Source organism: Agrobacterium larrymoorei, from assembly GCF_037722385.1.
In the GTDB taxonomy this organism is placed as follows: domain Bacteria; phylum Pseudomonadota; class Alphaproteobacteria; order Rhizobiales; family Rhizobiaceae; genus Agrobacterium; species Agrobacterium larrymoorei_C.
On sequence record NZ_JBBKAQ010000001.1, the window covers coordinates 146,005 to 160,525 of the forward strand.

Genomic DNA, 14,521 nt, shown 5'->3' on the forward strand with positions numbered 1-14,521 from the left:
TGTCAGGGATGAGGAAGGGGAAGTGTTATTTCGCACCTGCGAAATATTTTCCGAGTTCCGTAAGGGTGATCAGATATCCTTTAGCGTCGGACGGTGGCGACTGACAGCCGAGATGTTTTCCGCAGAACCCTGATCGGTTGTTGCCGGCCTGTCCTTCTGAAACTCCAGCGTCTTGCGCATGCGCTTCTTCTCGCGCGACACCATGAAGACGACGCCGATGAAGTAACAGATCTGCAGGATAACAAGCGAGATAGCCGTCTGTATCAAGGCCGTATAAAGAGAGCCATGGATCAGATATGTCGCCACAGCGAACACCAGCAAGGCGCAGATCATGCTGACGAAAACGCGGGGCGCGTACATGTCTCTCTCCTCGCCTGATCCTATCCCACGCTGCGGGATACAATTTTTCATCGGTTCTTTTTCCAGAAAATATATGGGCAATTTGGCGTCGTTTCAACCAAGTAATAGGCTCAAATAGCCCGTAAAGCATGAAATTCGGGTAAGGTTTCACGGTAAAGATCTGCTCAACAAAGGCATTTTTACATTGGATACAGCCCGCCGGCATGATCGCTTGTCACGCAACGCGCGAGCAAAACGCGATGCCTCGATGCAGATGTTCGGTTCCGCTGCGTGTCTGCAGACTTCGTTAACTATGTAGCCCGTAAAACTTGGGAACCGATTCTCAAGCTGTCAGGTGTACGTGTGCCCAAGCGTTCCGAAGTAATTGCGTTCCCCGTCAAAAATCGCATCCGCGACATTCAGCGTTGCGTCGATATGCTGGAGACCCTTCACGGGGATCAAGCCAACCGTTTCTGGCGAGATGAGTGCCGCGCGCTTGCCGCGCATCTGACAGCACTTGGCTACGACGACGCAGCCATGCGTCACGAGGTGACGGAATTCCAGGACGCGGTCCAGACGCAACTCTGGGCACAATCCCAGACCGAAGAAACCGCACGTCGCGACGCGTACTAGAGGGTCCGGCGGCTTGCCGATCACGTCTAAGGCTTGTCGCGATCTTTCAGATTCGCTCCTTACGCCTTAGCTCCTTCCTTTGCCGCATGTCGGTATCGCAAGATCGCTGCACACGTCTGCGCGACATGCTTTAGCTCTTGTCGCGCCACTTGTTGCTGCGCCTCGAAGGTGCCGCGACGGAGTTTCTGACCACAAGGTCAGGCGTCAGCAAAACTTCCGGCTCGGTCGGCTCTTCATTGTTGAGGAGCTGCAAAAGAAGCGCCATGGCATGTTTGCCGATTGCACTGCGGGGCTGGCGAATGGTCGTGAGCGGCGGCGACATGAAAACCGCTTGCGGAATGTCGTCAAAGCCTGTGACGGAAAAATCCTCCGGCACATCGTAGCCGCGGGCCGAGAGGCCGATCATCACGCCGATCGCGGTCTGATCGTTGACGCACATGAAGGCTGTCGGCAATTTATCGCGCATGAAAAGCTGCTCGACTGCCAGCCTGCCGCTCTCAAGCGTACCGTCGCCCTCAAGGATCATGCGGCTGCTCTTTGGAAGTCCAGCGGCGTCCATCCCCTCGTCAAAGCCCGCGCGTCGGCGCATGTAAGCGAGCCGCACACGAGAATCGCCAATGAAGGCGATGTGCTCGTGACCCTCGGCAATCAGCATATCCACGACTTTGCGGGCGCCCGCCGTATCGTTGACGCCCACATAGGGGATGCCGCCGTTAAAGATCGGCTCGAAAACGCCGATGCTTGGCGGAAGACGTGCTGTCATGGCCTGATGACCGAAGGGCAGGATGCCGGTGAAAAGAATAAGGCCGGCCGTCTGGTTCGCATTGAGGAATTTTAGATATTCCAAGCCGCGTTGTGCATCGTTCTGAGTGTGGCCGATCAAAATTCCATAGCCGTGCGCCCGCGCCTCATTCTCCAGTCCAATGAGAATATTGGAAAAGTTCGGGTCGCCGATATCCGGTGCCACCACAAGAATCATGTTCGAGCGGCCGAGTCTGAGACTCCGCGCAACCGCATTGGTAGTGTAGCCTGTCACGGCGATGGCTTGGTTGACCTTCAGCCGGGTAGAATTGGCAACCTTTTCGGGGTTGTGAATGGCGCGCGACACCGTGGCAATCGATACCTCCGCGATACGGGCGACGTCTTCTATCGTGGCTGGTGGCGAATTGGACAAAGATAAGCCTCGGGTCTATCTGCGACCGGACACTACACACGCCGCGCGTTGCGTCAAATGGATTGATCACATCTGTGTAACAGCGGCGAATGTAAACCTTTACATCAGTCATGTAAAGGTTTACACAATCCTTGCGGAATGGGAGCCGCATGGAGGAGTGGGATGGAAACCGTCGAGAACGGCAATGTTGTGCTATGCGCGCGCCGGGTTTCAAAATCGTTCAACGGTGTGCAAGTTCTCTTCAGCGTCAATTTTGAGCTGAAGGCAGGTGAGATTCACGCGTTGATGGGCGAGAACGGTGCGGGCAAATCGACGCTGGTCAAGGTCCTCTCCGGCTTCGAGCAGCCGAGCTCCGGCGAAATTCTCCTGGACGGGCAGCCCGTGAGGTTGCCACCGAACGGCGCCGCAGAGGCGTTGGGCATCGTCATTATTCACCAGGAATTCAACCTCGCCGAACATCTGACGGTAGCCGAAAGCATCTTCCTTGGCCGGGAGGTCACCCACTTCGGCGTGCTCGACAGAAAGTTCATGCGTTCGGAAACGCGGCGCATTCTCGATCTCCTCAATTGTCACGTGGATGAGAACGCGATGATTTCGAGCCTCTCCATCGCTGAAAAGCAGATGGTGGAGATCGCCAAGGCGATCAGCCGCGAAGCGCGCATCATCTTCATGGACGAGCCGACCGCCGTTCTCTCTCGCGAGGAGACCAATTACCTCTTCAAGCAGGTGCGTCAGCTTCGCGATCAAGGCACAAGCTTCGTCTTCGTCTCGCACAAGCTGGATGAGGTCATGGAATTGACCGACCGGGTCACTGTGCTGCGAGACGGCCATTGGGTAAAGACTGCTCCCACCTCGATGCTGGATGGCGAGGCGATCGCTCAACTGATGGTCGGTCGCGAACTTTCAAGCCTTTATCCTGCAAAACGGGAGCCGGACGTCGATGAGCATATCGTTCTGAACGTGCGAGGTCTCTCTACCGGCTATGTAAAGGACGCCACGTTCGAACTGCGAAAGGGCGAAATCCTCGGCTTCTCCGGTCTGATTGGCTCTGGTCGAACGGAGTTGATGGAGGCCATTGTCGGTATCAAGGCAAGACAGGCGGGAGAGGTGGATGCCAATGGTGTCACGCTGCCCTCGCATGATCTGCATGCCTCGATCGATGCGGGGCTGGCCTATATGACCAAGGACCGCAAGTCCAAGGGACTTTTGCTCGGCGCCGGTATGGGCCTTAATCTCACCTTGCAATCACTCGACCGTCATGGTCGCTTCGGCTATCTCAGTTCCGGCAGCGAGGCGAAAGCGCTCGAGAAGGCACGTCGGCGCTTCGATATTCGCGTGCGCGACGGCAACGTCATGGTTGGTCGCATGTCCGGCGGCAACCAGCAGAAGCTTCTTCTGGCGAAGGTGATGGAAACCGAGCCGAAGATTATCATAATCGACGAGCCGACGCGTGGCATCGATGTCGGCACCAAGCAACAAATCTATCATTTTATCTCGGCGCTCGCGCGGGACGGTCATTCGGTGATCGTCGTCTCGTCGGAGATGCAGGAGGTTATCGGTCTTTGTACCCGCGTTGCGGTGATGCGCGAAGGCCGCATCGTCGGCATGCTTGAGGGCGACGAGATCAACGAGCATGAAATCATGCGCTATGCGGCCGGATTGAAAACAAAAACAGCAGCCTGAACGACCCCTTCAAGAAAGGGATCGTCGCGGGCAACAGGGGCAGGACGGGAGGTCTGTTGTGGGTATGAGTGTAAGTGAAGACGGCAAGGAAAAGAGTGCCCGCCGGTCGCGATCGTTCCGCGATGTCGATCTGCGCGCTGTGGCGCCCTTTGTCGCCCTGCTGCTGCTTTTGATTGTCGGCGCACTGGTCAATCCGAACTTTATCAGCATCAACAATCTGGCAAATGTCGCGACCCGTAGCGCATTCATTGCAATCATCGCGGTCGGCGCCACCTTCGTCATATCGGCCGGAGATCTCGATCTTTCGGTCGGCTCCATGGTGGCATTCGTTGCAAGCCTGATGATCCTGCTGATGAATTCCGGAACGATCAGCGATCCGGCTCTGATGCTGACGGCCGCGATCGTCTTTACCGTCATCGCCGGTTCGCTCTGTGGTCTCCTCAATGGCCTGATCACAACGGTCGGCAAGATCGAGCCTTTCATCGCAACGCTCGGCACAATGGGCGTTTTTCGCGGCCTGACGACCTGGCTGTCGCAAGGGGGCGCGATCACGTTGCGCGAACCGCAATTGCAGAGCCTGTATCGCCCGGCCTATTTCGGCACGATCTTCGGCGTTCCGGTTCCGATTATCGTCATCCTTGTGGTGACCGCCATTGCGGCTTTCATCCTCTACCGCACGCGCTATGGCCGACATGTCACGGCCGTAGGATCGAACCGTGATGTCGCCAAATATTCAGGCGTCGCCGTCAACCGAGTCCGTACCATCGCCTTCGTCATCCAGGGTCTTTGCGTGGCGATCGCCGTTCTTCTCTACGTCCCACGTCTCGGCTCCACATCCGCTACCACGGGCATGATGTGGGAGTTGCAGGCGATTACGGCCGTCGTCGTTGGTGGGACGGCGCTGAAGGGTGGAGCAGGGCGCGTATGGGGCACCATTTGTGGCGCCTTCATCCTCGAACTCGTCGGTAACATCATGCTGCTCTCCAACTTCATCAGCGAGTATCTGATCGGGGCCATTCAGGGCGCGATCATTATCATTGCAATGCTGGTGCAGCGTTCGCTGATGCGTCAGCGGTGAGGGCGGGCTGCCCTGCGGGCGGCGCGTTCAAAGTCTTGGAGCGCTTCTGACCGTCCATCAGACGCGAAGTGCTCCGGAAAACCCGGGTCGAGAGGTCGCCCGGCTTCTTAATCGAGACCTTATCTGTTGGGAGGAAGACACATGCGTAAAAGACTGTTGGGAATGGCTGTCGCCATGGTGGCGTTGGCGGGGGCAGCACATGCCGAAGACAAGAAGGTAACGATCGGCGTTTCGATCCCGGCCGCCGACCATGGCTGGACATCGGGCGTCGTGTTCCACGCTGAGCGCGTTGCGAAGCTTCTGATGCAGGAACATCCGGGCCTGAACGTGATCGTCAAGACATCGCCGGACGCGGCAACTCAGGCCAATGCGGTGCAGGACCTGGAGACCCAAGGCATTGATGCGCTTGTCATCCTGCCGTCCGATCCAGATCCGCTGGTCAACGCCATCAAGGAAGTCAAAGGCAACGGCAAGTTCGTCGCCCTCGTGGACCGCGCTCCAAGCGTCAACGATGACACCGTGCGCGATCTCTACGTTGCTGGCAACAACCCGGCACTCGGCGAAGTCGCTGGCAAGTACATTGCCGAGAAGACGCCGGAAGCTGAAGTTGTCATCATTCGCGGTCTTCCGATCCCGATCGACCAGCAGCGTCAGGACGGCTTCGACAAGGGCATTGCAGGCTCCAAGGTCAAGGTTCTCGACCGCCAGTTCGGCAACTGGAACCGCGACGATGCCTTCAAGGTGATGCAGGACTATTTGACGAAGTATCCGAAGATCGACGTCGTCTGGTGCCAGGATGACGACATGGCCGTCGGCGTTCTGCAGGCCATTGAGCAAGCCAAGCGTACCGACATTCAGTACGTCGTTGCCGGTGCGGGCTCCAAGGACATGATAAAGAAGGTCATGGATGGCGACAAGATGATCCCGGTCGACGTTCTTTATCCGCCGTCGATGGTGGCAACTGCCATGGAACTGACCGCTGCCAACTTTTACGATCAGGTTCCGGTTCGTGGCACCTACATTCTGGACGCCACGCTGGTCACGAAGGATAACGCGAAGGACTTCTACTTCCCGGATTCACCGTTCTGATTTTATCGAAGCAAGTGGTGAGAGGCCCGCTGTCGAAGCGGGCCTTTTGCGTTTGCGTCAGGAAAACCGGTTGGCGCGGAAGGGGTCGACGGGGATCGACGTATCTCGCTCGCAAACTAGTTCGGTGACAAGGCGTGCCGTGGCTGCCGATTGCGTCAGTCCGAGATGGCCGTGGCCGAAGGCGTAGATGACCGAACGCGCTGCGCGCGACGGTCCAATGACCGGCAGGCTGTCCGGTAGCGAGGGTCGGAACCCCATCCATTGCTGACCGCCTTCGGTTTTCAAGCCCGGCAGGAAGCGACTTGCCTTCTTCAGCATCGCTTCCGAGCGACGGAAGTTTGGCGGTAGGTCGAGGCCGCCGAGTTCGACGGCGCCCCCGACACGCACGCCACTCGACAGCGGAGTGACGACGAAGGCGTGGTCGTTGAAGTAGATCTGGCGTTTCAGATCGAAGCTACCGGCAGGTAGTGTGGTATTATATCCGCGCTCGGTTTCCAGCGGCACGTCATTGCCCAGAGAAGCCGCGAGCGGCTTCGACCAGGCACCGGCGGCGAGGACGACCTTGTCGGCATCGATCTTGTCGCCATTGGCGAGTGTCACGATGGTGCTTTCCCCGACCGTTTCGATCCGGACTGCTTCGCCTTTCTTAAAGTTTGCACCGCGTGCAATGACCAGTTCGGCAATGGCTTTGGTAAACTCATGCGGGTCGCTGACTTGCAGACCAGAAGGCGTATAGACCGCGTGTTTGAACTGAGGCGCGAGGCCAGGCTGTAGCTCGTCGATCTCGGTGCGGCCGATCTTTGAGAAGGTAAAGCCGGCTTTGGCCTTCTCTTCCCAATGATGGTTTGAGGCATCGAAGCTTGCACTGCTATCATAAAGATCGAGGGTGCCGGTATTGGAGATGAAATTGGAAAGTTCGGGCATCGCAGCCACATGCTGCATCTCGGATGCCGCAAGCGCCATCATCCTGGTCTGCACCCGCATGCCATGGTCGAACATCCGCGGCGAGCTTGCCTTCCAGAAACGCCAAAGCCAAGGGGCGATTTTGTGGGCGTAGGCCGGCGGAACACTCAGCGGTCCGAGCGGGTCGATCAACCACTTCGGCGCCTTCTTCATGATCCCGGGCGCGGGCATGGGGATGATTTCTGGAAAGGCCAAAATACCGGCATTGCCAGCACTGGCACCGCGCGCAATTTCGCCACGTTCCAGAATCGTGACCGACTTCCCTTCATTCTGCAAATAGAGAGCCGCCATGACACCGACGATCCCGGTGCCGATTACCAGCACTTCGCACTTGCCCAAAGAGCCGTTTCTATCCATGTCTCATCCATTTCGAACGAGATAGGCGCTGATCGCCAATCTGGCGACTGCCTAGCACTTTTGGATATTGTTTGTCGACTGGCCGCCTCGCCCGAATATACTTGGTCAGCAGATGGTGCCGAAGCCGCGAGTTGCTCCGATCATTTCTCCAGGTTCTGCGGCGTGATCAAAACGTAGCTGAACCTTTGCATTTTGCCGTCGACAGGAAAATACATCGGGGCCTCGAATGTATTGAGACTGATGTCTTTCAGTTTCACACCCATTTGAGCCTGCAGCCAATCCACCATTCCAGCCGATTGATCACGCCCGGTGACCCAGACAAACAGCACGGGATGGTCATTCGACAGCGCAAATGCCGGATCGAAATCATCATAGGTGGTGGTGGCAACCTTGGTGTCGGGGAAGACGAAACGCAGATTGCCACCTGTGTACCAGTCGGATGTCACGATGAGAGACGGCGAGATTTGCTTTTCTTGAAGATGCTGATGAAAGGCCCGCCAGTCGCTGTTCGATCTGGATGTCTTGCCGAACATCGCCTGGACCGGCACTGACACGATCAAGGCGACAGGCAAGATTGCCATGACCACGAGGCAGACGGGCAAAACTTTTCTGACGAAGACACTTGGGTCGAATGAGCGTCTTTCGAGCCATAACGCAGCGAGAATCGGAAACGGCATGACGAGCGGGAGCAACCACCTGTCTCTGACCTCCGTCATCGTCGTGACCACAATGACGATGAGGAGAACCGCAGCCAGCGCGACGAAGTAATGGAGGAAGAAGCGAAGCCAGGGCGATCTCTGTTGCTTGTCCATTCCAGCGTCTGCCGCCTTTCCCCCCGATGCAAGGAGCACCAGTGCAGGCAGGATCAGCACAATGGCCGAACCCGAAAAAACGCGCGTGACACCGGTGAGGATTTGCATCCACCGGCTTTCAGGCGCTTCCTCCGCCATCCGTCGAAGCGTCACATCTGAAGCGAACTGCAGATTATCGAAGAGCCAGATCGTGTGTGGCATGAAGACGACGAGGCTGATGCCGATCGTCAGCAGGATGCGCCAGTCGAATATCCGCGCGCGGCCTTTTGGATGGAGCCAGACGGCAAGAAGGATCGCAGGAAGAATGAGAATAAAATTGTATTTCGACAGCATTCCGAGACCGACTGCGATCCCGGTCAGCACATAGCCGAGCGTGGTCGGTTTCTGGAGAAGCCGCAGGCTCAGATAAATTGACCAGAGACTGGTCAACATCAACATTGTCGTGTGGGTCAGATCGCGCTGCGCCTGCCAAAAAACTTGCGGGCTCAAGAAAAACGCCAAAGACGCGACCAGGACCAGAGATTTCTCTCTCAAGACGAGGTCAGCGAGTTTCACATAGGTGGCAAAGACCAGGAAAAGAATAAGGTTCTTGGCGACGGCAAGACCCAGCATCGACGTGCCGAAAATCGAAAAGATCACTTGCTGGTACCAGTTATAGAGCGGCGGCTGGGCGTCGTAGCCGAGAGCCAGCCATTGAGCGAACAGCACTTGTTGCGCTTCGTCTATACGCAGCGCCGGGGGAAGCAACAGCCGGACGACGATCTGGACGAGAAAGTAAACGCCGAAGAGGGCGATCACCGCATTTGGATTTTTCAGCAAATGGTTGGAGAACTGCCGGTATAGCCCGTTCGTGCCCGACGCTCTTTGCTCCAGACCTGTGCAGAGTGCCATTGTTGATCCAGCTATTCGTCATGCGCATCCGCCCGAGCGGCGAATGTTTGCAGCGCGTTTTAGCACGGTCTAATTATTTTGTTTGTGAAATGTCGCGATCAGAACAGAAAAATCCCCGGCGCTGTTGGCGCCGGGGATTTTGCGTTCGGTTTTCGATAATGGGACGCATCGTAGACCGGGTAACCCGTTGGATTACCGGCCAGCGTTATAGGCCGCAATGGCTGCCATGTTGACGATGTCGCTGTCCTTCGCCCCCATGGCGGTGATCTGCACCGATTTGTCGAGTCCAACCAGTAGTGGCCCGATGACGGTGGCGCCGCCAAGTTCCTGCAACATCTTCGTCGAAATCGATGCGGAGTGGATGGCTGGCATGACCAGAACATTCGCCGGTCCGGACAGACGTGCGAAAGGATACTGGCTCTGCATTTTCTGCAGGTTCAGCGCAATGTCCGCCGCCATTTCACCGTCTACTTCGAAGTTCACGTTGCGCTTATCGAGAATGCGCACGGCTTCGCGGACCTTGTCGGAGCGCTCGCCCGTCGGATGACCGAAGGTGGAGTAAGCGAGCATTGCGACGCGTGGCTCGTAGCCGAAACGGCGTGCAAGTCCAGCCGCTTCCTCAGCAATATCCGCGAGATCTTCAGCAGATGGCATGTCATGAACGGCGGTATCGGCAACGAAGACTGTGCGGTTGCGCGAGACGACGAGTGATACGCCAATGACGCGGTGGCCAGGCTTGACGTCGATGCAGCGCCGCACGTCTTCAAGGGCGGTGGAATAGTTGCGCGTTGTGCCGGTCACCATCGCATCCGCGTCGCCCATCGCCACCATGCAGGACGCGAAGTGGTTTCGGTCGTTATGGATCAAGCGCTGGACATCGCGCAGCAGGAAGCCTTTGCGCTGCAGGCGTGCGTAAAGGTAGTCGATATAGGAATCGACCCGCTCTGACAGGCGCGCATTGGTAATCTTGATGTTCGGACGATCGAGATCGATCCCGGCGCGTTCGGCATTGGCCTTGATGATGTCGTCGCGCCCAAGAAGAATGGCCGTGCCAAGCCCCTGTGCTGTGAACGAGATCGCCGCACGCATCACCTGTTCTTCTTCGGCTTCGGCAAAGACCACGCGCTTCGGCGAGCGGCGAATGCGCTCGTAAAGGCGCTGAGTGGTGGATGCCATCGGATCGCGGCGCGCCGACAATTCCCGTGCATAGGCGTCGAGATCGGGCAGCACCCGACGCGCAACTCCGGTTTCGATCGCAGCCTTGGCCACTGCGACAGGGATTGCCGAAATCAGGCGAGGGTCGAAGGGAACAGGGATGATATATTGTGGCCCGAAGCGTGGGCGGTTTCCCTGATAGGCGGCAGCGACATCATCCGGCACGTCTTCGCGGGCGAGATCGGCAAGTGCTTGGGCGGCTGCGATCTTCATCTCGTCATTGATCTGGCTTGCACGCACGTCCAACGCGCCGCGGAAGATGTAGGGAAAGCCAAGGACGTTGTTGACCTGGTTCGGATAGTCCGAGCGTCCCGTTGCCATGATGGCGTCATCGCGAATGCGCGAGACTTCTTCCGGCGTGATTTCCGGATCTGGATTGGCCATGGCGAAGATGATCGGCTTCGGTGCCATGGAGCGGATCATCTCCTCGGAAAAGGCGCCTTTCTGCGATAGCCCGAAGACCACGTCTGCGCCCTTCATTGCTTCGGCGAGTGACCGGCTGTCGGTCTTCGCCGCATGTGCCGACTTCCATTGGTTCATGCCCTCGGTGCGGCCTTGATAGATGACGCCCTTGGTGTCGCACATGATAATATTGGCGGGGTTGAAGCCCATCGCCTTGATCAGATCCATGCAGGCGATCGCCGCAGCACCCGCGCCGTTGCAGACGAGCTTCGTGGTATTGAAGTCGCGACCTGTCAGCGCAATGGCATTGATGAGGCCGGCGGCGGCGATGATGGCAGTGCCGTGCTGATCGTCATGAAACACCGGAATGTCCATCAGTTCACGCAGGCGGCTCTCAATGATAAAGCATTCCGGAGCCTTGATGTCTTCGAGGTTGATGCCGCCAAACGAGGGACCGAGATAGCGCACGCAATTGATGAAGGCGTCTGCGTCTTCGGTGTCCACTTCCAGGTCGATGGAGTCGACATCGGCAAAGCGCTTGAAGAGGACGGACTTGCCTTCCATCACCGGCTTGGATGCCAGCGCGCCGAGGTTTCCAAGGCCGAGAATCGCCGTACCGTTGGAAATCACCGCCACCATGTTACCGCGCGTCGTGTAATCATAAGCGGTGGCAGGGTCTTCGGCGATAGCCTTTACCGGTACGGCCACCCCCGGAGAGTAAGCAAGCGACAAATCCCGCTGCGTCGCCATCGGTTTGGTCGGAACGATCTCCAGCTTCCCGGGTCTTCCTTCAGAGTGGAAATCAAGAGCTTCCTGATCCGTGACCGATGTTCTTGTGCTGGCGGTTTTTGGCGCGTCTGACATGAGCTTGGCTACTTTCCGTCTGTAAACAATATAAATCTGGGCCGTAGTTATTGTGTTTTTTTAGGGCCTGCCAAGGTCTGAATGTTGTTCAGCGCAGCAAAATTGAACGGCCAGACATCTCCAGTTGATTCAATCGATTAATTGATAATTCTCGGTAAGATGCTGATGAGGAGGCTTGGCCACCCATGTGGATAAAGTGCGCGACGCCGGTTGCTCGTGTGAATATGCGGCGTTATACCCCAGCTTAAGGTCTGGGTGCCGATGCTAATTTTAGTGGGCGCACCCGCACCGGGGAGGTTTGTTCTGGTCTTTGATCGTCAGTCATACGCTGACGATATCTGCAGTGAATGGATCGATATGACAGTCCTGTCGAACGCCTTCCCAGCCACTTTCCCTCATTCAGCTACGCGAACTTCCTTGAGGTTTCACCTCGAATTGATTCCTGCGATCTCTCCCGGCCTCGTCGGATATTGAACGATCATCAAGCCCGCGTTTTGCGAGCTCTCAAACTGGATATTCATTTCATGAGTAAATCGTCGAATTCACTTTCACTTCCAGCCAGATTATGGCTGTTGTTGCTGGGCGCGATCATCGTCGCCGCAGGCTTGTTCTTCGCTATCGGCGGCGGCAAGCTGGTTGCACTCGGTGGTAGCCCCTATTTTGTCACGGCGGGTGTGGCACTTGTCCTTTCAGGCCTGCTGATCCTTCTTCGCAAACCGGCAGGCGCGCTTCTTTTCGGTCTTGTTTTCATCGCAACAGGCATCTGGGCGGTTTGGGAGGCGGGTCTGCACTTCTGGCCGCTGATCTCTCGCATGCTGGCGATCGGCGTCGGAGCAACCGTGGTGGCGCTGTCTTATCCGCTTTTGCGGCGCGCTGCGGGGAAGAAGCCAGCTTACGGCCCCTCTTTGGCGATCGCTACGATCTTGGCGATTGCTTCGGGTGCAGGTTTCGCCGGTATGTTCGTGGCCCATCCGACCGTTGCCTTCAAAGGTGAGCCGGCGCCACTTAAGCCTGTGACCGCTGACAGGGAGCAGAAGAATTGGGAGCATTACGGCAATACTGCCGGTGGCAGCCGCTTCGTCGCTCTCGACCAGATCACGCGTGACAACGTCAAAGACCTGAAGGTCGCGTGGACCTACCATACCGGCGATACGCCGATCAGCCCCGGCGCGAATGGAGCGGAGGATCAGGAGACGCCGCTGCAGGTTGGCGATACGGTGTTCCTCTGCACACCGCACAACAATGTCATCGCGCTCGATGCCGATACCGGCACTGAAAAGTGGAAGACGGAGATCAACGCCAAATCGTCCGTCTGGATGCGTTGCCGAGGCCTGGCATATTTCGATGCAAAGGCACCGTTGCAGCAGCCAACCGCACCTGGCTCCACACCCGTGACGCCGGCAGTCGTTGCTGACGGCGCGCTTTGCCAGCGCCGCATTTTGATGAACACCATCACGGCCGAGTTGATCGCGCTCGATGCCGACACCGGTGCGTTTTGCCCGGACTTCGGCACGAATGGTCGCGTCGATTTGAAAATCGGCCTTGGCGACGCTCCGGATCCGCAATATGTGCTGACCTCCGCGCCGACGCTTGCAGGCACCACGGTCGTCGTCGGCGGGCGTATTGCCGACAACGTTCAGGTCGATATGCCGGGTGGCGTGATGCGTGGCTTCGATGTGATCACGGGTGAGCTACGCTGGGCCTTCGATCCGGGCAATCCGGAAATCACCAAGCTGCCGCCTGAAGGCCAGACCTATACCCGCTCGACCCCAAATGTCTGGGCGTCCATGTCCTATGACCCGGACCGGAACACGGTCTATATGCCGGTGGGCAGCCCGTCGGTCGATCTTTATGGGGCCACGCGCACTCCACTCGACCACAAATATGGTGCCTCGATGCTGGCGCTTGACGCGACCACGGGTCGTGAGAAGTGGGTTTACCAAACGGTCCACAACGACCTTTGGGATTTCGACGTTCCGATGCAGCCAAGCTTCATCGATTTTCCAAAGGAGGACGGAACGACGGTTCCTGCTCTGGTCTTCGGCACCAAGGCCGGACAGATCTACGTTCTCGACCGTGTCACCGGTCAGCCTTTGACAAAAGTGGAAGACGTTCCGGTCAAGCCAGCCAACATTCCGAATGAGCGTTATTCCCCAACGCAGCCACGCTCCGTCGGCATGCCGCAGATCGGTGCACAGACCCTGAAGGAAGCGGATATGTGGGGCGCAACCCCCTTCGATCAGCTTCTGTGCCGCATCGCTTTCAAGGGTATGCGCTATGAGGGCCTATACACCGCGCCGGGCACTGACCTGTCGCTCAGCTTCCCGGGCTCTCTCGGCGGCATGAACTGGGGCGGACTTTCGACTGACCCGACGACGAACACCATTTTCGTCAATGATATGCGGCTTGGTCTGTGGATCCAGATGAAGGAAGCAGCGCCGACCAAGGCCGTTGCAAGCGGCGGTGAAAGCGTCAATACCGGCATGGGGCTCGTTCCGATGAAGGGAACGCCTTATGCCGTCGATAAGAACCGTTTCCTGTCCGCGCTCGGCATTCCTTGCCAGGCACCGCCTTACGGCACGATGACCGCCATCGATATGAAGACACAGCAGATCAAGTGGCAGGTTCCGGTTGGCACCGTGGAAGACACCGGCCCGCTCGGGATCAAGATGGGTCTTCCGATCCCAATCGGTATGCCGACCCTGGGCGGCACGTTGGCTACACAGGGCGGCCTCGTCTTCATTGCGGGAACGCAGGATTACTATCTGCGCGCCTTCGACACCGCGACCGGCAAGGAAGTCTGGAAAGCCCGTCTTCCCGTCGGCAGCCAGGGCGGCCCAATGAGCTACAAGTCGCCCAAGACCGGCAAGCAGTACATCGTCATTTCCGCGGGCGGCGCACGCCAGTCACCCGATCGCGGCGATTACGTCATCGCCTACGCGCTGCCGGAATGATCTCGGTATGATGCGCTGAATGACAATCAAACCCGGGAGCAATCCCGGGTTTGTGTGTTTTGTAGAG

10 protein-coding genes are annotated in these 14,521 nt (G+C 57.6%); 5 read left to right on the forward strand and 5 right to left on the reverse strand.

The window, feature by feature from the left end; all coding sequences use genetic code 11:
- Positions 1 to 69 precede the first annotated feature (69 nt).
- A complete protein-coding gene (locus WKI41_RS00665) occupies positions 70 to 360 on the reverse strand; it encodes an exopolysaccharide production repressor protein (protein WP_340191611.1) in 291 nt (96 codons plus the stop codon).
- A gap of 342 nt (positions 361 to 702) precedes the next feature.
- Here WKI41_RS00665 and WKI41_RS00670 point away from each other — a divergent pair, with 342 nt between their 5' ends.
- Positions 703 to 972 (forward strand): DUF6074 family protein, encoded by a 270-nt coding sequence (locus WKI41_RS00670; RefSeq protein WP_340191612.1) that lies wholly within the window; start codon positions 703 to 705, stop codon positions 970 to 972.
- A gap of 130 nt (positions 973 to 1,102) precedes the next feature.
- Here the strand turns inward: WKI41_RS00670 and WKI41_RS00675 are convergent, their stop codons facing one another.
- Positions 1,103 to 2,146 (reverse strand): LacI family DNA-binding transcriptional regulator, encoded by a 1,044-nt coding sequence (locus WKI41_RS00675; protein WP_340191613.1) that lies wholly within the window; start codon positions 2,144 to 2,146, stop codon positions 1,103 to 1,105.
- A 162-nt stretch (positions 2,147 to 2,308) separates the two neighbouring features.
- Between WKI41_RS00675 and WKI41_RS00680 the strand changes: the two genes are divergently transcribed.
- From WKI41_RS00680 to WKI41_RS00690, 3 genes are all read left to right on the forward strand, one after another.
- Positions 2,309 to 3,829 carry a sugar ABC transporter ATP-binding protein gene (locus tag WKI41_RS00680; protein WP_340191614.1) on the forward strand — a complete coding sequence of 507 codons (1,521 nt, stop codon included), beginning with the start codon at positions 2,309 to 2,311 and terminating at the stop codon, positions 3,827 to 3,829.
- Positions 3,830 to 3,893: 64 nt separating this feature from the next.
- A complete protein-coding gene (locus WKI41_RS00685) occupies positions 3,894 to 4,907 on the forward strand; it encodes an ABC transporter permease (protein WP_340192285.1) in 1,014 nt (337 codons plus the stop codon).
- A 141-nt stretch (positions 4,908 to 5,048) separates the two neighbouring features.
- Positions 5,049 to 5,996 (forward strand): substrate-binding domain-containing protein, encoded by a 948-nt coding sequence (locus WKI41_RS00690; RefSeq protein WP_062424047.1) that lies wholly within the window; start codon positions 5,049 to 5,051, stop codon positions 5,994 to 5,996.
- A gap of 57 nt (positions 5,997 to 6,053) precedes the next feature.
- Here WKI41_RS00690 and WKI41_RS00695 read toward each other — a convergent pair whose 3' ends face one another.
- The 3 genes from WKI41_RS00695 to WKI41_RS00705 all read right to left on the reverse strand — a co-directional run bounded on the left by WKI41_RS00695 (position 6,054) and on the right by WKI41_RS00705 (position 11,500).
- A complete protein-coding gene (locus tag WKI41_RS00695; RefSeq protein ID WP_340191615.1) occupies positions 6,054 to 7,316 on the reverse strand; it encodes an NAD(P)/FAD-dependent oxidoreductase in 1,263 nt (420 codons plus the stop codon).
- A 140-nt stretch (positions 7,317 to 7,456) separates the two neighbouring features.
- The gene (locus WKI41_RS00700) at positions 7,457 to 9,019 is read right to left on the reverse strand and encodes a glycosyltransferase family 39 protein (protein ID WP_340191616.1); all 1,563 of its coding nucleotides are present in this window, start codon (positions 9,017 to 9,019) and stop codon (positions 7,457 to 7,459) included.
- A 192-nt stretch (positions 9,020 to 9,211) separates the two neighbouring features.
- Positions 9,212 to 11,500 carry an NADP-dependent malic enzyme gene (locus tag WKI41_RS00705; protein ID WP_340191617.1) on the reverse strand — a complete coding sequence of 763 codons (2,289 nt, stop codon included), beginning with the start codon at positions 11,498 to 11,500 and terminating at the stop codon, positions 9,212 to 9,214.
- Between the two features lie 524 nt (positions 11,501 to 12,024).
- On the opposite strand from WKI41_RS00705, the gene WKI41_RS00710 reads away from it, so the two are divergent.
- Complete coding sequence (locus WKI41_RS00710) at positions 12,025 to 14,454, forward strand: membrane-bound PQQ-dependent dehydrogenase, glucose/quinate/shikimate family (RefSeq protein ID WP_340191618.1); 2,430 nt, start codon at positions 12,025 to 12,027, stop codon at positions 14,452 to 14,454.
- The last annotated feature ends 67 nt before the right edge of the window (positions 14,455 to 14,521 follow it).